The sequence below is a fragment of the Aidingimonas lacisalsi genome (assembly GCF_008079445.1).
Classification (GTDB): domain Bacteria; phylum Pseudomonadota; class Gammaproteobacteria; order Pseudomonadales; family Halomonadaceae; genus Aidingimonas; species Aidingimonas lacisalsi.
The window spans coordinates 126,753-145,134 of sequence record NZ_VRYH01000004.1 but is presented as its reverse complement, the minus strand read 5'-3'; the positions used below and the strand labels follow the sequence as shown (position 1 = coordinate 145,134).

General features: G+C 58.1%; 15 protein-coding genes. 11 read left to right on the top strand and 4 right to left on the bottom strand.

The genetic code is table 11. The features are described from left to right. Positions 1 to 126: 126 nt before the first annotated feature. The 3 genes from flgA (at position 127) to FVV99_RS09685 (ending at position 1,670) form a co-directional block, all read left to right on the top strand. The gene (gene flgA / locus FVV99_RS09695; protein ID WP_148253881.1) at positions 127 to 828 is read left to right on the top strand and encodes a flagellar basal body P-ring formation chaperone FlgA; all 702 of its coding nucleotides are present in this window, start codon (positions 127 to 129) and stop codon (positions 826 to 828) included. Between the two features lie 65 nt (positions 829 to 893). Then, complete coding sequence (gene flgM, locus FVV99_RS09690; protein ID WP_148253880.1) at positions 894 to 1,181, top strand: flagellar biosynthesis anti-sigma factor FlgM; 288 nt, start codon at positions 894 to 896, stop codon at positions 1,179 to 1,181. A gap of 36 nt (positions 1,182 to 1,217) precedes the next feature. Further along, the gene (locus FVV99_RS09685) at positions 1,218 to 1,670 is read left to right on the top strand and encodes a flagella synthesis protein FlgN (protein WP_148253879.1); all 453 of its coding nucleotides are present in this window, start codon (positions 1,218 to 1,220) and stop codon (positions 1,668 to 1,670) included. Between the two features lie 20 nt (positions 1,671 to 1,690). On the opposite strand, the gene FVV99_RS09680 is transcribed toward FVV99_RS09685, so the two are convergent. Continuing rightward, a complete protein-coding gene (locus FVV99_RS09680) occupies positions 1,691 to 2,101 on the bottom strand; it encodes an SRPBCC family protein (protein WP_148253878.1) in 411 nt (136 codons plus the stop codon). Positions 2,102 to 2,285: 184 nt separating this feature from the next. On the opposite strand from FVV99_RS09680, the gene queC reads away from it, so the two are divergent. From queC to FVV99_RS09660, 4 genes are read left to right on the top strand one after another with little or no spacing between them, the layout of a single operon-like run. Next, the gene (queC, locus tag FVV99_RS09675; protein ID WP_148253877.1) at positions 2,286 to 2,984 is read left to right on the top strand and encodes a 7-cyano-7-deazaguanine synthase QueC; all 699 of its coding nucleotides are present in this window, start codon (positions 2,286 to 2,288) and stop codon (positions 2,982 to 2,984) included. Next, positions 2,984 to 3,631, top strand: a complete 648-nt coding sequence (gene queE, locus FVV99_RS09670) for a 7-carboxy-7-deazaguanine synthase (RefSeq protein ID WP_148253876.1) — start codon at positions 2,984 to 2,986, stop codon at positions 3,629 to 3,631. The genes queC and queE overlap by 1 nt, the downstream gene beginning before the upstream one ends. After that, positions 3,631 to 4,476: a 6-pyruvoyl trahydropterin synthase family protein gene (locus tag FVV99_RS09665; RefSeq protein ID WP_148253875.1), complete on the top strand. Its 846-nt coding sequence runs from the start codon at positions 3,631 to 3,633 to the stop codon at positions 4,474 to 4,476. The genes queE and FVV99_RS09665 overlap by 1 nt, the downstream gene beginning before the upstream one ends. Next, positions 4,473 to 4,769: a YkgJ family cysteine cluster protein gene (locus tag FVV99_RS09660; RefSeq protein WP_148253874.1), complete on the top strand. Its 297-nt coding sequence runs from the start codon at positions 4,473 to 4,475 to the stop codon at positions 4,767 to 4,769. The genes FVV99_RS09665 and FVV99_RS09660 overlap by 4 nt, the downstream gene beginning before the upstream one ends. A gap of 23 nt (positions 4,770 to 4,792) precedes the next feature. Here the strand turns inward: FVV99_RS09660 and FVV99_RS09655 are convergent, their stop codons facing one another. Both FVV99_RS09655 and miaE read right to left on the bottom strand, forming a co-directional pair. Further along, a complete protein-coding gene (locus FVV99_RS09655; RefSeq protein WP_148253873.1) occupies positions 4,793 to 8,680 on the bottom strand; it encodes an AAA family ATPase in 3,888 nt (1,295 codons plus the stop codon). Between the two features lie 73 nt (positions 8,681 to 8,753). Next, complete coding sequence (gene miaE / locus FVV99_RS09650) at positions 8,754 to 9,413, bottom strand: tRNA-(ms[2]io[6]A)-hydroxylase (protein WP_148253872.1); 660 nt, start codon at positions 9,411 to 9,413, stop codon at positions 8,754 to 8,756. A gap of 362 nt (positions 9,414 to 9,775) precedes the next feature. On the opposite strand from miaE, the gene acnB reads away from it, so the two are divergent. From acnB to FVV99_RS09630, 4 genes are all read left to right on the top strand, one after another. Then, entirely contained in the window at positions 9,776 to 12,379 is a 2,604-nt protein-coding gene (gene acnB, locus FVV99_RS09645; protein ID WP_148253871.1) for a bifunctional aconitate hydratase 2/2-methylisocitrate dehydratase, read from the top strand. Between the two features lie 311 nt (positions 12,380 to 12,690). Next, a complete protein-coding gene (locus FVV99_RS09640; RefSeq protein WP_148253870.1) occupies positions 12,691 to 13,293 on the top strand; it encodes a porin family protein in 603 nt (200 codons plus the stop codon). A gap of 142 nt (positions 13,294 to 13,435) precedes the next feature. Continuing rightward, positions 13,436 to 13,924 carry a ribonuclease E activity regulator RraA gene (gene rraA / locus FVV99_RS09635; RefSeq protein ID WP_148253869.1) on the top strand — a complete coding sequence of 163 codons (489 nt, stop codon included), beginning with the start codon at positions 13,436 to 13,438 and terminating at the stop codon, positions 13,922 to 13,924. 70 nt (positions 13,925 to 13,994) lie between these two features. After that, positions 13,995 to 15,890: a glycerophosphodiester phosphodiesterase family protein gene (locus FVV99_RS09630; protein WP_148253868.1), complete on the top strand. Its 1,896-nt coding sequence runs from the start codon at positions 13,995 to 13,997 to the stop codon at positions 15,888 to 15,890. A 25-nt stretch (positions 15,891 to 15,915) separates the two neighbouring features. Here the strand turns inward: FVV99_RS09630 and ppsA are convergent, their stop codons facing one another. Then, entirely contained in the window at positions 15,916 to 18,288 is a 2,373-nt protein-coding gene (gene ppsA / locus FVV99_RS09625) for a phosphoenolpyruvate synthase (protein WP_148253867.1), read from the bottom strand. Positions 18,289 to 18,382: the final 94 nt, after the last annotated feature.

Here is an 18,382-nt window from a genome sequence, read left to right as displayed (position 1 = left end):
TGAATAAGCGCGTTTTGAATAGCCATTTTCCCGTATGCATGATCACGAGACGGTCTAGAATCGTCTCGTACGAACCCATACCGACCTTCAGAGACGAACCGTTCGAACGAACTGACGGGTGACACGATGACACTATCGCCATACTCGCTGTTTCGCCGCTTGTGCCGGCTGGCCATCGTGCTATCGATGTCTGTGTTGCCGTCTTATGCCGTTGCAAGCGACGAAGTCATTCATCAAGTCCAGCAATTCCTGTATGAACGTGTCAGTGAGCTGGGTGAAGACGTGCAGATCGACGTGCGCCCGCCATCGGCCAGACTCGCCGAGTGCGAAGCGCCCTCACCCTTCCTGCCGCATGAAGACAGCGACCTGACCGGCCGTGTTTCGGTAGGCGTCAAATGTGGCCCCGATGGTCAACAAGTGCGATACATGCGCGCCACCATCGAGGTGATAGGACAGTACGTCGTGCCGGCACAGGATATTTCGCCCGATACCGTGATTACGCAGGACATGCTCGCAACGCGCAAGACCGAGCTGGGCAGCCTGCCCAGGGACGCCGTTCTCGAAAACGGGCAAGCCGTCGGCCAGCAGGCAACCCGATTCCTTGCCGCCGGCAAGGCATTAACGCAGCGTCAGTTGCGTGAAGTCGCACTGGTCGAACGCGGTTCCCGAGTCAAAGTCGAGGCCCGCGGCAATGGTTTCTCGGTGTCACGCAAAGGCGAAGCCATCGACAGTGGCGGGATGGGCTCCAGGGTCAGGGTCCGCCTGGGCAATCGCGAGACCTTGACGGCCAGAGTCACCGGCGAAGACCATTTGGTGGTCGATTTGTAAATGGGGTTCAAGTTCTTTGTTCGCTGGTCGATACTAGGGGAAAGACACGTTCAAGAGAGACGCTCGTGAAAATCGATAGCACTCAGCCGCTGACTCGCCCGGATCAGCAGCAAAACACCGAAAAGACGCAAGAGTCACGCAGCAAGAGCGAGACAACGGATGCGTCGTCGCCGGCTGCGATGACGCATCTCGGCCAGAATAGCGGGGATGCCAGCCAGGATATTGACGGTGCACGGGTTGAAGAGATCCGCCAGGCCATCAGTGATGGCCGGCTGGAGATCCGCGCCGACAAGATCGCCGACGGACTGATAGACAGTGTCCGCGATCTCCTCGGGCAATCCTCGAGCGAGTAACGAAAACGTACACTCTCTGTCGTCACAGGAAGCGCCATGAGCCTCAGCGACCATCTGAAGAAACAGCATCAATGTATGTCGTCGTTGCTCGAATTGCTCGATGACGAGCGTCGGGCTCTGGCCACCGGCCGGGTCGATGGTCAACGGCTGAACGACCTGGCGGAGAGCAAGCAACAGCGTTTCGACGAGCTCGAGCGACTGGAATCGCAACGTCGCCAGGCACTCCAACGGCTAGGCTATGATAACAGCCGGCAAGGTAGCGACCGAGCGGCCCGCGATGCGGGTTGCCGTGACAGTTGGCAGGACTTTTGTGATACCGCCGAACGCGTTCGCCGACTCAATCAGCTCAATGGCAGCGTGATACAGAATCGTTTGAGTCATAACCAGCGGCTGCTCAATTTCCTGCATGAAGCCGCGGACAATGGCGTCTATGGTGCCGACGGTCAGGCCCGCCGACAAGGCCTGGGCCGCGTCGCTTCCCAGGCCTGATCTGATGCCCTAGAGCCAGGCTACAACCGGCTCTCCACCCGCTCCAGAATCTGGCGGCTGACCTGATTGACGAGGGGTTTAGCCGCCTTGTTGACCGCTCGTTCCACGAATCGGTTACGGATCTGATAAACCAGCGTCAGCGTGACTTCCGTACCGTCATCAATGGGTATCAGACGATAACGTCCTTGATTATGGACGCCATCGAGCGACTCCCACGCCAGCACCTCGGGCGAACGCGACTCGGTGATCTTGACATCGAACGTCCAGTCCATCCCGACAGCATGCACATGCCAACGGTAGCAATCGTCGCCCAGCGGCTCGATAGCCTGGATGAGATCCGAGTAGTCGACGAAATCCTCGACCCGCTCGAGCAGGGCAAACACCCGCTCCGGGGGAGCATGCAGAATCGCACTGTGTTCGATAGTGGCCATATCATTCCCTGGCGGTTGGTCTGCTGCGACCCACGAGAGTAACGGCCGCGTCCCCTATCCGCTACCCCCATTCTGGTCAGCGCCAGCCATGATGGCTACAATAGCGCCTCACGTTCGGACCGGACCCCGGACACCCATTGCAATGCGATGGGAGGACAAATTCTCCGATACAGGCGCTTCTCTCATGCCGAACTTCTCCACGCCTTCCCATCAGGGCAACGAAGCCGTCGTCATCTACTCTGGCGGCATGGACTCGTTTACGGTTCTACACCATGCCATACGCATGGGCGAGCGTGTCCATGCGCTCTCTTTCGACTATGGGCAACGACACGGGCGCGAACTCGATATCGCCGCCCGACAGTGTCAACGGCTGGGCATTCCGCATCGGATCGTGGATATCCGCGCCATACATGGGCTGATCGACCAATCCGCATTGACCGATGCCGGTCGTGCCTTACCCTGCGGTGACTATGACAGTGAGACAATGGCTGCGACTGTCGTTCCCAACCGCAACATGATTCTGCTGTCATTAGCCATCGCCAACGCCGTCAACATCGGCGCCGCCCGCGTCTTTTACGGTGCCCACGGTGGCGACCATGTGCTGTATCCCGATTGTCGTCCGGAATTCGTGCAGCGAATGAACGACGTAGCCGCCATCGCCAATTTCGATGCCGTCGAGATCATCGCGCCCTACCTGGACAAGACCAAGGCCGAGATACTCGCCGATGGCGTGACGATGGGCCTGGATTACCGGTCCACCTGGACCTGTTATCTGGGGGAGGAACTCGCATGCGGTGAGTGTGGCAGTTGTCGAGAGCGTCTCGCTGCGTTTCATTCCAATGGCCTCGTCGATCCACTGCCCTATCGTCAGGAGGCTCGCTGATGTATCACATCAAAGAGGCCTTTTACACGCTTCAGGGAGAAGGAGCACGAACGGGCCGGGCCAGTGTTTTTTGCCGTTTCAGCGGCTGCAATCTATGGTCGGGGCGTGCAGTCGACCGCCCTCGTGCCTCATGCCGATTCTGCGATACGGATTTCGTTGGAACCGACGGCCAACATGGTGGGAGTTTCAGCGATGCTGCATCACTGGCCGAGCACTTGCTTTCGTTATGGCCAACAGCGACAACCGCTTCCGCCGTACCCTATGTCGTTTTCACGGGCGGCGAACCCTTGTTGCAACTCGATGCCTCTCTCGTCGATGCCATGCACGCTCGGGGTTTCGAAATCGCGGTGGAAACCAACGGGACATTGCCCGCCCCCGACGGTATCGATTGGCTGTGCGTGAGCCCCAAGGGAAGCAGACAGCTCGCCCTAGCCAGCGGGGACGAACTCAAGCTCGTCTATCCGCAGGACGACGCACCGCCGGAGCGTTTCGAAACCATGAATTTCACGCATTTCTATCTGCAGCCCATGGATGTCTCCCCATGGGACACCGAGCGTCAGACGACATCCGACACCATCGCCTACTGTCTGAGATCTCCTCAATGGCGGCTGTCTCTGCAGACCCATAAGATCACGGGAATCGACTGATGACGCTATTCGTCAATGACTTGAGCCACATGGATGTCTCGCTGTACTGCACGCAGCAAGGGTTGATGGGAGCCTCCTGGCATGTCGACGTCGAACTCGATGGCGAGCTGGGCGAGGATGGCATGCTGTTCGACTTCGGTGAGGTCAAACCATGGATCAAAGCCCGGCTCGATCGTGGTGCAGACCATACCTTGCTCGTACCGACAGAGGCCCCCGGCGTTACGGTGACCGAGTGTACCGAGGGGCTATGTCTGCATGCAGACCATCCGTACCCACTGGAGGTGCGCGGACCGCGCCAATCTTTCACTCTGCTGCCCTGGAAGGCCATCACTGCCGAGCGACTGGCCGACCAACTATCCGCAGAACTGACCCGTCGTCCTCCCCCACGGGTCGATGATATACGCTTGTCACTCCGATCGGAAATGATCGAGGGTGCCAGTTATCGTTACAGCCATGGGCTCAAGCACCATCGCGGAAACTGTCAACGAATAGCGCATGGTCACCGCTCACGCTTAGTCATCCGGCTGGACGGGAAACGAGCACCAGCACTGGAATCCCATTGGGCCCAGTGGCTAGATGGCCGCTACCTGATTGATGAAAACGATATCGTGGCAAGCGAGGATGGGAATGCCGAGGAACGCGTCACCATCCGCTATCACGCGTCTCAAGGACGGTTTCACCTGCGACTGCCCCAAGCATGCTGCGCCATACTAACGACACCAACCACCATCGAACACATCGCCGCCTGGCTTGCCACGAGGATTGCCACTGCCGAAGGCAAACGCTGCCGTGTGCAGGTTTTCGAAGGCATCGGTAAAGGCGCCATTGCCGAAAGCGAATCATGATGCAACACCTTATCGCTTCAGACATGTCAGCTTCCGGGGGAGAATGCCGGCCCGGGTGTGGCGCTTGCTGCATTGCTCCATCCATCACTTCATCGATCCCCGGCATGCCGGATGGCAAACCTGCCGGCGTGCGCTGCGCCAATCTGGATGCGGACAATCTGTGCCAACTCTTCGGTGACCCGCGGCGCCCCACGGTATGCCGCCGATTCGACTACGACCCGGCGCTCTGCGGAGACGACAGGGACCAGGCCATTGCACGACTGGCCGAGTGGGAAGCGGCTACCGGACAGTGACCACGCCAAGCGTGTCATGCGTCTCAGAATTCTGCATCGACTGGGTGGGCCTGCCGTTGATCGAGCAGTGTCCGCCAGCGAACCAGTACCGGCGCATCGGTATGCGATACTTGACCAAACAGCCGGCGGAAGCGTTGACGTGCTTCGTTATCCTCGGGATCGATGAGCGTCAACCACAATTCCAACGCCCCCAACTGCTGGTGCAGGTTCTCGTGTTCCCTGGCCTGATCGAGCGCTTGTTCGACCAAGGCGCGAATGACCGAGACCGGATGGCCCTGGTGGTAGCGTACACGCGCCAGCTGACATGCCAGTTCCGGTACGTACAAGGACTGCCGTTCCTGGGCAAACAACAAGCACTGGTCCAGGTAGTCCTCGGCACGCCCATAGTCACCCAGCGCAATGCAGGCATCGACGTACCAGAGGATCGGCCGCTGGTAACGATCACGCCCCGTCACCTCGTTGAATTCCTCCATGCTGTGTTCGATCTGTGCCAGGCCTTCGCTATCGCCCGCCAAGGCCCGCTGCCAGCCCAGCGTGTACTGCGACGACATCCGCCATAGGTGGAGATCGGGAGAGCCGGTCAGTTCGAAGGCGCGTTGAGCGCTGTCGCCGGCCAGGTGGACATGCCCCAACTGACGATACAGTGCTGCCGCGAACATCAGGGCCATCGCCAACGAACCGGGGTGGTTGAAGGTCTCGGCCATTCTTATGGCAGCCTCGGTCTGTCGCTCGGCCCGGCGGTAATCGCCACGCAGGCATAGCGCCCATCCCTGGAAACAGGCGGCCGCTACCTGCGGATGGTCGGAGAAGGGCAGCCATTCGATCAACATCGGTTGATTGAGAGGATCGATCTCTTCCAGGTGATCGTAAGCCTGGCGTATACGCCCGGCCCAGTACTCGCAATTCGCTCTGGCATAATCGGCAAGCCGCCGATAACGCGGATCCTCCAGATGGGCCGCCAGATCGCTCAGCTTCGATGCAAGCGTAAACGCATCCGCATGGGCATGCCGTTGACTACAACCGACCCAGAGCCCCCAGGTCACGAGGAAGCGCTGTTCAAGGTCCTCTTCTTCATCCACCTCCAGATCGGCCACTTCGCTTTCCAGCAACTGTCGGGCACGTACGAAACTTTCATGAGCCGTTGGCGAACCATGCCCTTCGAGAGCGAACGCCGCCTGGCCACGAACGGTCAACAAACTAATTTCTCTCTCGTTCTGACCGTCGACGTGACGCAAGCTGGCCAAACCGAAATCCGACATTTTCATGGCCGTGCGGTTGGCACTCACCTTGAGCGCCTCGCGTGCCGCCAATTCGAAGTAACGCGCTCCCCTGGCATAATGCCCGCTGCGGCGAAGATGCACCGCAAAGTCACCAGGATGACGACTGATCCAGACGGGGAACTGCTCCTCGACCAGCGTCACTATCTGGCGATGGATACCGACGCGAACGTCACGAGGACACGACAAGTATGCCGCTTCCTGCAGCAACTGATGACTGAATTGGAAATCACACTCGTCTGCCTGTCCACAAGGCTCGATGATTTCCAGACGACACATTTGTTCCAGGGCTCGCTTGAGCCGTGCTTCCTGCCACTGGCTGCAAGCCGTCAGAAAATCCAGTCGGAACTGGCGCCCCAGTACGGCGGCGATATGAGCGATATCACGATCGGTATCCAACTGGTCGATGCGACTGGCCAGCAGACCGAGCAACCCTCGCGGCAATTCGTCGATGTTGAAACTACGCCCCTCGCGCCGGTCCATATCAAGCCGACGGCAGATCTCCTGGAGATACAGCGGGACACCATCGCATCGCTCGATCAATTGACTGCGCAAGCGAGGGCTGAGGTGTAATCGATAACGTCGTGCCAGTTGCGACAACAGACGCGAAGACTGTTCGCCATCGAGCCTGTCCAGCACGATCTGCTGGTCCCAGCGAAGCTTCACGGGTAGCGCTTCGCGGCCATGGTGACTCGCCACCAGCAATAAAGGACAGTTGATCGGTAAACGTGCCTGCAAGCCGGCCAGAACCTTGACGGAGGACTCATCCAGCCATTGCAGGTCGTCGACCATCAGCACGAGGGGATGATCGGCGGTTGTCCATTCAATAAGCCGATGAAGTAGCTGGACCACCAGATCAATAGCTTCCCCGCTCTGTACCAGCGCCGACGCCTGGGCTGGTTCACTTAGCCCCAAGGCCTCCTCCAGCCACGCACGCTGACCGGCATCGAGATCCCACTGCATGCTGTCCAACAAGCGGTCGAGATGATGCCTTTCGAGGTCTTCCCCCATGTGCCAACGTAGAACGTGACGTGCAACGCCAAAAGGCACTTGAACCGACAGGCGGGTGTTGGGTTGCCAGCAAACTGCAGCTTCCCGGTGTCGTTCGAGTTGTCGGAACCCGACCAGCAGCGCCGACTTGCCCATTCCCGATGCCCCTCTGACGAGCACGCTCTGGCGCAATCCGATGCCGGCCCGCGCCAACGCATCGCGTAACATGCGTAGTGCCGATTCACGTCCAACCAACGTTGGCGGCAAGGCCTCACGTCCCCCTTCATTGACCCCCAACACCAGCGCCCGCAAGTGCACCTTGCCATCACTGGCCACAAGACGTGATGACAGACGAGGCTGCAGATCCAGTGCAGGGGGCATGTGTTGGCTGGCCTCCTGGGAAATCACCAGTTCACTCCCATCGGCTGCACTCATCAGTTCCAGTGCCCCTTGAGTTACCTGACCCAGGGGGTCGACCAACTGACGTTCAGGGAGATAGACCGCACGGCCGCTATTGAGCCCTGCCGCCAGTTCGAAGCGTGGCACCTCTCCATCCTCTGTCCAATGGCGCTCGCTTTCTTCCGGGAGCGCCCGTCGGCAGTGTTCGTATAGCGCGACCAGTTCGGCCAGTTGATGAGCCTGACCATGAGTCCCGAAGCAGGCCAGTCCCAGTCCGCCGGTCGCCCCCGGCAGCCAAAAGCCCCCTAGATGATGACATTGCTGCTCTAGCCAACGGAGCAGCTCGAATTGCAGCGACAGGCAGGCCCGGGTTTCCGCCCGATCCTGGCACTCGCCGATCAAACGGAGACGAATGGCCATGACCGACAGCTGTCGATGATCGATCTCACTGTCATGAATGGGAGCACTCTCCAGCGACAACGCACGGGAAAAGGCACCTTGAGGGGACAGCCCCTGCATGTCGGGATGCCCTTCGGACCAGTAGCGAGCCAATTGCAGGAAACTCGGCTCTGGCTGCTGACCGGAAAGTGCCAACAATTGCAAGTAGGCATTGTACTGCTCGTGAGCCGCCGCCGACTGGCCATGTTCGGCCAACTGGCGTACCAGACGTTCGTGGAACGGGCCGTATCCGGAAAAGCGACTCACCAACGCCCGCAAGACATGATCGGGGACATCGTCATGCTGATCGAGAACACGTTCGGCGAAGGCGATGACTTGCTGACGCCATTCGCTGCGGACCCGCACCAACCAACGCTGAAACTCGGCACAGGCAGCCAATTGCAACTCTTCGACCAGGTCGCCTTGATACGACTCGATAATGCCTTCGAGTGTCGCAACGTCCGGTGGAGAGTCGAGCAACGCCTTGAGCTCATGCAGATCGAACTGCCAGCGCTCCGGTATCCGGAATGCAATGGTCTGCCGTGATACGACCAGCACCTGGTCGGCATCGTTGCCTAACGACTGGCGCAGGCAATGCAAGGCATGCCGCAGATTCGTCCGTCCGGAAGACAAGCCTTGGTCCGGCCAGAGCAACTCGGCTAGCGTGGCCCTGTTGACTGGCTGCTCATGCAACAATAGATAGACAAGCAGCGCCTTGACCTTGTCGTAACTGAATTGCGTAAGGACATCCTCACCGAGGGTGAGGGAGAAATGACCGAACAACGATAACTTCTCGACTTCCCGCATGATCTGGTTCCTGCGTTGTTCTGACGTTAGTAATCGTCGTCCGCCCGATGTCCTTCTTGCGTGACCTCGTATCTCAGGCGGCAGCCGGCATGCCACTATGGAAACGAAAACTCGAATCCGGCGAGCATATCAACCGCTCTTCTTCCATCGAAAAGCAAGCAATTCTCGCATCGACATCATCACTGCCGGTATCAGCGGCGGCCTCCCGGGCCAGCATCAGATAATCCTCGTAATGACGCCCCTCAGACTTAACCAGACTGCGATAGAACTTGGCAAGCTCGGCGTCGAGATGAGGAATCAATCGAGCGAAGCGCTCACAGCTTCGTGCCTCGATAAAGGCACCGACGATGAGAATATCGATCAAGCGCTGCGGATCATCCCCACGGACATGGGCGCGTAGCCCTGCCGCGTAACGCGATGCGCTCAAGTGACGATAGGCAATGCCCCTGTCCTGCATCAACTTGATCACCTGCTCGAAATGCAGTAACTCCTCTCGCGCCAACTGCGACATCTTGGTCAGCAGCAGAGGACGATCGACATAACGATACATCAGACTCATGGCCGTCGATGCCGCCTTCTTCTCGCACTGCGCATGATCGATCAACAACAGGGTCTGCTGCCTGAGCGCCGCTTCGATCCATTCATCAGGGGTAGCACAAGGCAGAAACGCCAGCAGTTCGTCGGGTAATAGTGACTCTATCGTGTCATCCACCAAAACACCCCTTCCTTTCATTATCAGTCCAGACTCGGGCGACAGCTTAGCGTGACCATTGGGATGGCTCTTGCCCACTTGCCACTCCCAATACGCTGACATCTTGCCATGGCATCGTCATCGACCAAAGTTCCAAGATTGTCGACAACATCTTGCTTAACATTGTCGACAGTTTCACGTAGAATTCGCCTCATCTTGGTTAACGCTTACCATAAGCTCCAGAACGAGACTTTTCGACGACGTTAGTCACCGATACCGCCATGGTTGATGGTTGACTCGTTGATCGACAGATAGCGGTTCACGGCCTTGCTTCCCATGCCTTGCCCCGCCCAACCGATGACGGAAAGCTCGTTTTGGCCACGCAACCTGATGAGGGCCCTATCGTGCTTGAAGCCTACCGCCAACACTTAGAGGAACGCGCTCAGGAGGGGATTCCCCCCAAGCCGCTGGATGCGGAACAGGTCGCTCAGTTGATCGAATTGATCAAGCGTCCCCCCGCCGGTGACGAGCAGTTCCTGCTGGAACTCCTTACCGACCGCGTCCCCCCGGGCGTCGATGAAGCGGCTTACGTCAAGGCTGGCTTTCTGACGGCCATTGCCAAGGGCGACACCGAATCGCCGTTGATCGATCGGATGCACGCTGTCAGGCTGCTGGGAACCATGCAGGGGGGATACAACATCGCCACGCTGGTGGAACTGCTGGACGATGCCGATCTAGCCAAGGAAGCCGGCGAGCAACTCAAGCATACACTGTTGATGTTCGATGCCTTCCACGATGTCGCCGATCGCGCCAAAGCCGGCAACGCTGTGGCCGACGATGTCCTGAACTCATGGGCTGAAGCGGAATGGTTTCTCTCCAGACCCAAGCTGGATGACAAAATCACCTTGACCGTTTTCAAGGTTCCCGGCGAGACCAACACCGACGACCTGTCACCAGCACCGGATGCCTGGTCCCGCCCCGACATTCCCCTGCATGCCAATGCGATGCTCAAGAATCCTAGAGACGGCATCGAACCGGACGTCCCCGGCGAAAAAGGCCCATTGGCGCAGATTGAGGCCGTGCGTGCCAAAGGGCATCCGGTCGTCTACGTCGGCGATGTCGTTGGCACAGGGTCGTCACGCAAGTCTGCCACCAACTCCGTGCTGTGGTTTTTCGGTGATGACATCGCCAACGTCCCCAACAAACGTGCGGGAGGCTTCGTATTCGGTAGCAAGATCGCTCCGATTTTCTTCAATACCATGGAAGATGCCGGTGCACTGCCTATCGAAATGGACGTCTCCAAGCTCGAGATGGGGGATGTCATTGATGTCTATCCTTACCAAGGCAAGGTCTGCAAGCATGGGTCCGATGAAGAACTGACCACCTTCGCACTGAAGACTCGCGTCATCCTCGATGAAGTACGCGCTGGTGGGCGCATCCCATTGATCATCGGGCGTGGCTTGACCGACAAGGCACGTACCGAGTTGGGAATGGGCCCGTCCGATGTCTTCAAGACCCCCGAGCAACCGGCCGATAGTGACAACGGCTATACCCTGGCACAAAAAATGGTCGGCAAGGCTTGTGGCATGGATGGCGTGCGTCCCGGCATGTACTGCGAACCGAAGATGACGACTGTCGGCTCCCAGGACACCACCGGCCCGATGACCCGCGACGAACTCAAGGATCTGGCCTGTCTGGGCTTCCAGGCCGACCTGGTGATGCAATCCTTCTGCCATACCAGCGCCTACCCCAAGCCGGTCGATGTGGAAACCCATCATACACTGCCCGATTTCATCATGAATCGGGGAGGTGTCTCCTTGCGACCGGGCGACGGCATCATCCACTCATGGCTCAACCGCATGCTGCTGCCTGACACCGTCGGTACGGGCGGCGACTCTCATACGCGCTTCCCGATGGGGATATCCTTCCCTGCCGGCTCCGGCCTGGTGGCCTTCGCAGCAGCAACGGGTGTGATGCCGCTGGATATGCCTGAGTCAGTGCTGGTGCGCTTCAAAGGCAAGCGTCAGCCCGGGGTCACACTGCGCGACCTGGTTCACGCCATCCCCTACTATGGAATCAAGGAAGGCCTGCTGACCGTCGATAAATCCAACAAGAAAAATGCGTTCTCCGGACGCGTCCTGGAAATCGAAGGCCTCGAAGACCTCACCGTTGAACAGGCATTTGAACTGTCCGACGCCTCCGCCGAGCGTAGTGCGGCCGGCTGCACCATCACATTGTCCGAGGACAGCGTCAGCGAATACCTGACGTCGAACATCACCCTGCTGAAGTGGATGATCAGCAACGGCTATGGCGATGAGCGCACGATCGGACGTCGCATTCAAGCCATGGAAGAGTGGCTTGAAAACCCGAGTCTAATGCGTGCCGATGACAACGCCGAGTATGCCGAAGTCATTGAAATCGATCTTGATGAGATCAAGGAGCCGATTCTCTGCGCACCGAACGATCCCGACGATGCCCGCACCCTGTCGGATGTCGCCGGCGAGCGGATCGAAGAGGTCTTCATCGGTTCTTGCATGACCAACATCGGCCACTTTCGGGCCGCTGGCAAGTTGCTCGAAAAACAGCCTGCCGGGAGCTTGAAAACCCGCTTGTGGCTTGCGCCACCGACCAAGATGGATCAACATCAGTTGACCGAAGAAGGCTATTATGGCGTTTATGGTCGAGCGGGTGCCCGCATGGAAATGCCCGGCTGCTCCTTGTGCATGGGTAACCAGGCACGGGTAGCCCCGAAATCCACCGTCGTCTCGACTTCGACACGTAATTTTCCCAATCGCCTGGGTGATGGTGCCAATGTCTACCTGGCCTCGGCGGAGTTGGCCGCCGTAGCGGCTGTGGAAGGCCGGCTACCCAGCGTGGAAGAATATCGAAGCTACATGGGGGAGTTTGATGCGATGGCCAGCGAGATCTATCGCTACATGAACTTCCATGAAATCGAGGAGTTTCAGAAAGCTGCCTCGAATGTGATTCCCGTCGCCCAAGAAGCCTGATTCAGGTCTTCGGGCCTCAGGAAGCACGGGAATTTCGACTCCGATGCTCGCAACATCGTAAGCGGCGAGGTCGTTCTTGACCGAACCGCTGGAGCCGATGACCGAAACACCCCGCAATCGAGCGGGGTGTTTTTTTGTCGCCATATCGCAACGACACTGTACGTTTCGTCACAGTTTGGCGTTGTCTAAATCAACGAGACTCACCTAGAGTAAGGAAAGTCATACAGATGTTTGTTGGCAGGATGCTGGCAAATCACAATTAGCGGTTTCATCGCAACGTCACCGTTATCCGGCATTCAAGGAGAGAGATCATGCAACTCAAGACAGTTCTCGCCGCGTCTCTGGCATCCTCGACACTGCTCGGTGCCACAAGCCTCATGGCGGCACCCGACGAGCTTGAAGGCTTCTATTTCGGGGCTGGTACCGGTTTCAGTTCATTGGAAAACGACCGCGATGACGTCGACGATTTCGTCGAAGCCGGTGCCGAAGATTACGACATGGATGATAACGACAACGTCTGGAAAGGATTCGTCGGCTACGAGTTCACCCCCTATTTTGCCACGGAGCTATTCTATTCAGACCTTGGGCGCACTCGGCTGGAAGGCAATAATGGAGCGAATACCGACCTGGAATCCGATGCCTATGGGGTCAACTTGATCGGACAGCTGCCAGTCACCTCGTGGTTCACGGCCTTCGCCAAAGTGGGCATGGCCGATTGGGAAACCGATGTCGATGGCAATCTTGGCAATGCCAACATCGATCTCAAGGATAACGATGGAACGGACCCTGTCTATGGTGTAGGCGCCCAATTCAACTTCGATCCTTTCATGGTCCGTACCGAGTACGAACGTTACGACTTCGACAGCGATTACCAGATAGACACGTTTACCGCCTCAGCCGGCTGGCGATTCTGACATCGCTGACGACAATCGAGCATACCGGGCGCATTGCCCGGTATAGCCGATGCGAAGGAGAAATTACGGCGATCGAAGGATTTACCCACACGACATCTATGGCATGATCCAAGGTATCCCTATTCGCTTCGGAGCCAAAGTCATGAGCCATATCGTCACTCCCGACATTTGCGATGCCCATCCTCAGGTCGATGTTCTGGACCCGCTCTTCGTCAATTGCGGCGGACTCGACGCTTTCCATGGCCCTATTCGAACCATCAAATGTTTCGAGGACAATTCCCGTATCAAGGAAGCCGTAGCCGAACCGGGCGATGGTGCCATTCTCGTCGTCGATGCCGGAGGGTCGTTGCGATGCGCCGTGCTCGGCGACATGCTCGCCGAGCAGGCAGCCGGCAATGGCTGGGCCGGGATCGTCATCTATGGGTGCGTGCGGGATATCGATGTGCTGGCAGAAACCGAGCTAGGCATCCAGGCACTCGGCGTTCATCCACGTAAGAGCGAAAAGCACGGTGAGGGACAACGTGATATCGATGTGACTTTCGCGGGAGTCACCGTCACGCCCGGTCAATGGTTGTATGCCGATAATAACGGTATCCTGATTACCGACGAGCGCCTTCCTCTGGAGAACTAAGCAAACACCATAAGGAAATCGTCATTGGTCAATATTGTCACGTGACGTTCTCGATGAGAGGGTAATGGGCATGCCGAACCATGCCAATGCCGAGCTGACACTTGCCAAATTGGCCCAGGACGTCACTCGTTCGCTACGCGAGCATTTGAGGCCTCTGGCGATTTTCCACGTCTTTTTCACCGTTCTGGCCGTCACGGTACTGCTCCCCGCAACGGCTTGGTCACTGGCTCATTTACTCCGCCAGATCAACCGGCCGATATTCACCAACCATCAACTCTGGGAGTTAGTTCTCTCTCCGTTGGGTGTGCTCTGGGCGATGGCGACGCTATCGCTGACATTCCTGATTCTTTACCTGCAACAGGCCGGCATGATCCTGGTCGCGATTCGACCGCGGGGCAATCGTTATCGTGTTGCCATCGAAGCACTCTGGTCCGTAGCATGGCGATTCCCCGGGCTGGCTGCGCTCACGATCATCCAGGTCAGCGCTCACGTTTTGCTGGCACTCCCCTGTCTGTTGTCACTGGGGTGGCTCTATGATGCCTTGCTCGGCCATCTGGACAGCTACTATGTGCAACGTGTCCGACCACCGGCACTCTGGTACTTTATTGCCGCCAGCCTGCCGATCGTCACGCTCTGGTTGTATCTGGCCGCCAGGCTCTTTCTGCGCTGGCATCTCTCGCTACCAGCGCTGATCCTCGAAGGGGCCTCTCCCCACGTCGCCCTGACACGCAGCCATCAGTTGACCCAGGGGCACAAAATACGACTCGTCGCCCCCGTCGCGACCGTCGTTCTCGCCATACTGCTGTTGCCCCTCACCACCAGTTGGCTGTTCAACAACTCGGCCCTGCCGTTTCTGGATCTGCTACCTGAAGATATCGATCTCGTGATACCGGTGATGCTGGCCTATCTGATCATCTATCTGATCCTGATGCTTGCCGTCACATTCATCGGTATTGCCATCAACAGCCTATTGATGAGCTGCCTGTATCTACGTCTTGCACACCGGCAACCTCGCCCAGCACCTCCACCACCGAGCAAGCATCCCTGGGGCTTGGCCTGGGCTGCCGAAGCGTTGGTATTGGTTTTCGCCGTATTCCAGGCGTGGGGGATACTCACCAGTTTCGAATTGCGAGACGATGTCATGGTGACGGCCCACCGCGGCAGTTCCATGGCGGCGCCGGAGAACACCCTTGCCGCGATTGAACAGGCCATCGTCGATGGGGCCGATTTCATCGAAATCGATGTGCGGCTGACCAGCGACGGTGAGGTCGTGCTCTTTCACGATAGCAACCTGCAACGCCTTGCGGGTAGCTCGATGGTCGTCTCCGAAACGACGTTGGAGACCTTGAAAACGGTCGATGTGGGTAGCTGGTTCGGCGACCCCTTCGACAATGAGCGGATTCCCACTCTGGAACAGGCCTTTCAGCAAACGCGAGGTCGTGGACGCCTTTACATCGAACTTAAACCCGATGCGGGTACGGCACCACAACTCATCGATGCCGTCATCGAGGAACTCGAGAACGAACAGGCGCGTCGCGAACGATGCCACCAACAAGAATCGATGACGCACCAATGTGGCAACCCCGATATCTTCGACGATGTCGTCATCGCATCGATGTCGCCAACGCTGGTACGCGAAATAAGAGCACAGGCCCCTCGGTTACGAACGACCCTGTTCGCTCAGCTCGTGCTCCCCGGGGGGCTCAGTCGTTCCAGCTTCGACATTCTGGGATTGCGATACAATCGCATCACTGAAGATGAGGTCCAGCGAGCCGCTCGTCATGATTACGAACTGCATGCCTGGACGGTCAACGATACTGCCGACATGTCACGCCTGATCGACATGGGCGTCGACAACATCATCACTGACCGTCCTGGTGCTTTGACCGAGCTGTTGAGGACTCGCCGTCGCCTCAGCGACGGCGAGCTCATGCTGGTCAAGTTGCGCAACTGGTTACGCTCGTGAACGTCAATGCAACGCGACCATCGATTCAGGCAAGCGCCTCGCCCGCCAGCATGAACCAGGTTTCCAGAACAGCATCCGGATTGAGAGAGACGGAGTCGATCTCTTGCTCCATCAACCATTTTGCCAGGTCCGGATGATCCGAAGGGCCCTGACCGCATATGCCGACATACTTGCCTTGCGCCTTACAGGCGGTAATGGCCATCGCCAACAATTTCTTGACGGCTGGATTCCGCTCATCGAACAGATGCGCGATGACGCCGGAATCACGATCGAGCCCCAAGGTCAATTGGGTCAAATCGTTGGAGCCAATGGAAAAACCATCGAAATACTCGAGGAACTCGTCGGCTAACAGCGCATTGGCCGGTAGTTCACACATCATGATGATTCGTAAACCATTATCGCCTCGTGCAAGGCCGCACGCCGACAGTAGACTGGTGACCTCACTGGCTTCATCGAGGGTGCGTACGAAAGGCACCATGATTTCGACATTATCCAGCCCCATCACGTCACGCACACGCTTGATTGCGCGGCATTCCAGTTCGAAGCAAGCTCGGAAGGCATCGGAAATGTAGCGCGAGGCACCACGGAAGCCCAACATGGGGTTCTCTTCTCCGGGCTCGTAGAGCTTGCCACCGATCAGGTTCTCGTACTCGTTGGACTTGAAATCGGAGAGTCGCACGATGACCGGTTGCGGGTAGAACGCGGCTGCCAATGTCGAGATACCTTCGACCAGCTTGTCGACATAGAAACTGACCGGATCATCATAACCGGCCGTGCGCACGTCGATGATCTGCTGCAGGTCCAGCGGTAAAGTATCGTAGTCCATCAACGCCTTGGGATGAACGCCAATCATCCGGTTGATGATGAATTCCAGCCGCGCCAGGCCGACCCCGGCATTAGGCAGGCTAGCGAAGGCAAAAGCCCGGTCCGGGTTGCCGACGTTCATCATTATCTTGAACGGCAAGGCAGGCATGGCGTCGACACTGGTGGTCTTGCATTCGTAATCCAGCAATCCTTCATAGACATGCCCGGTGTCGCCTTCGGCGCAGGATACCGTGACGTCACGCCCCTCCGTTAAACGCTCGGTCGCCTCACCGCAGCCCACGACAGCGGGAATCGCGAGTTCGCGAGCGATGATGGCGGCATGGCAGGTACGTCCCCCGCGGTCGGTAACGATGGCCGACGCCCGTTTCATGACCGGCTCCCAGTCCGGGTCGGTCATGTCGGTCACCAGCACATCGCCTTCCTGAACCTTGTCCATGTCATCCGGCGTCATGACGACCTTGACCGTGCCCCGGCCAATTCGCTGACCGATGGCGCGTCCAGTCACCAGTGTTCGCCCCTTTTCATTCAGGTGGAAACGTTCCAGCTTGCCGCCTTCCTGCTGCGACACCACGGTTTCCGGCCGGGCCTGGACGATATATAGCTGGCCGTCGTCACCATCGAGAGCCCACTCGATATCCATGGGTCGATCATAATGGGTTTCGATCGTCACGGCCTGGCGTGCCAACTCCATGATCTGTTCGTCATTGATGCAGAAGCGCGTCCGATCCACCAGTGGAACGTCCACCGTCGCCACGGACTTGCCGGCACTGGCATCTTCCGTATAGACCATCTTGATCAGTTTCGAGCCGAGAGTGCGACGCAAGACGGCAGGCCGCCCCGCCTTCAATGTCGGCTTGTGAACGTAAAATTCGTCGGGGTTGACCGCCCCCTGCACCACGGTTTCCCCCAAGCCCCAGGAGGCAGTAACGAATACCGCATCGCGGAAGCCGGACTCCGTGTCCAGAGTAAACATGACACCGCTGGCACCCGTTTCCGAACGCACCATCTTCTGGATACCGGCAGACAGCGCAACGCTCTCATGGGGGTAACCGCGGTGAACGCGATAGGCAATCGCGCGATCGTTGAACAGCGACGCAAACACTTCGTGTACCGCCCGCTTGATGTTGTCGAAGCCTTCGATATTCAGGAATGTTTCCTGTTGCCCGGCAAACGAGGCATCCGGCAAGTCCTCGGCTGTCGCCGAACTGCGCACGGCCGCCTTGAGGTTGGGATAGCGGGAAAGGAGTTCCTGGTACGCCTCATACAACGCTTGTTCGAATGCCGGCGGCAACGGCGTATCGATCACCCATTGGCGGATCTCGGCACCGGCCTTCGCCAGGGCGGACACATCATCGACATCGAGCCGGGCCAGTGCGTCATTGATGCGCTCATTGAGACCTTCGTGCGCCAGAAATTCGCGATAGGCATGTGCTGTCGTGGCGAAACCGCTGGGCACACTGACGCCCAACTCCGCCAGGTGGGAAATCATTTCCCCGAGCGAGGCATTCTTCCCGCCTACCTGCTCGACATCGCCCATGCCCAACTGGTCGAACCACAAGATGTACTCGTTCACGCATCCCCCTCATTCTCACTGAACGACATACCGCCGCCATATCGACACGCCGGCACACTGTTCTGCACCCTATCAAGGGGAACCACTATTCGCC

Coding starts and splice junctions, on each gene's coding strand:
- flgA (WP_148253881.1), top strand. CDS start 127: ATGACACTATCGCCATACTCGCTGTTTCGCCGCTTGTGCCGGCTGGCC.
- FVV99_RS09685 (WP_148253879.1), top strand. CDS start 1,218: ATGAGCCTCAGCGACCATCTGAAGAAACAGCATCAATGTATGTCGTCG.
- FVV99_RS09680 (WP_148253878.1), bottom strand. CDS start 2,101: ATGGCCACTATCGAACACAGTGCGATTCTGCATGCTCCCCCGGAGCGG.
- queC (WP_148253877.1), top strand. CDS start 2,286: ATGCCGAACTTCTCCACGCCTTCCCATCAGGGCAACGAAGCCGTCGTC.
- queE (WP_148253876.1), top strand. CDS start 2,984: ATGTATCACATCAAAGAGGCCTTTTACACGCTTCAGGGAGAAGGAGCA.
- FVV99_RS09665 (WP_148253875.1), top strand. CDS start 3,631: ATGACGCTATTCGTCAATGACTTGAGCCACATGGATGTCTCGCTGTAC.
- FVV99_RS09660 (WP_148253874.1), top strand. CDS start 4,473: ATGATGCAACACCTTATCGCTTCAGACATGTCAGCTTCCGGGGGAGAA.
- FVV99_RS09655 (WP_148253873.1), bottom strand. CDS start 8,680: ATGCGGGAAGTCGAGAAGTTATCGTTGTTCGGTCATTTCTCCCTCACC.
- miaE (WP_148253872.1), bottom strand. CDS start 9,413: ATGAAAGGAAGGGGTGTTTTGGTGGATGACACGATAGAGTCACTATTA.
- FVV99_RS09640 (WP_148253870.1), top strand. CDS start 12,691: ATGCAACTCAAGACAGTTCTCGCCGCGTCTCTGGCATCCTCGACACTG.
- rraA (WP_148253869.1), top strand. CDS start 13,436: ATGAGCCATATCGTCACTCCCGACATTTGCGATGCCCATCCTCAGGTC.
- FVV99_RS09630 (WP_148253868.1), top strand. CDS start 13,995: ATGCCGAACCATGCCAATGCCGAGCTGACACTTGCCAAATTGGCCCAG.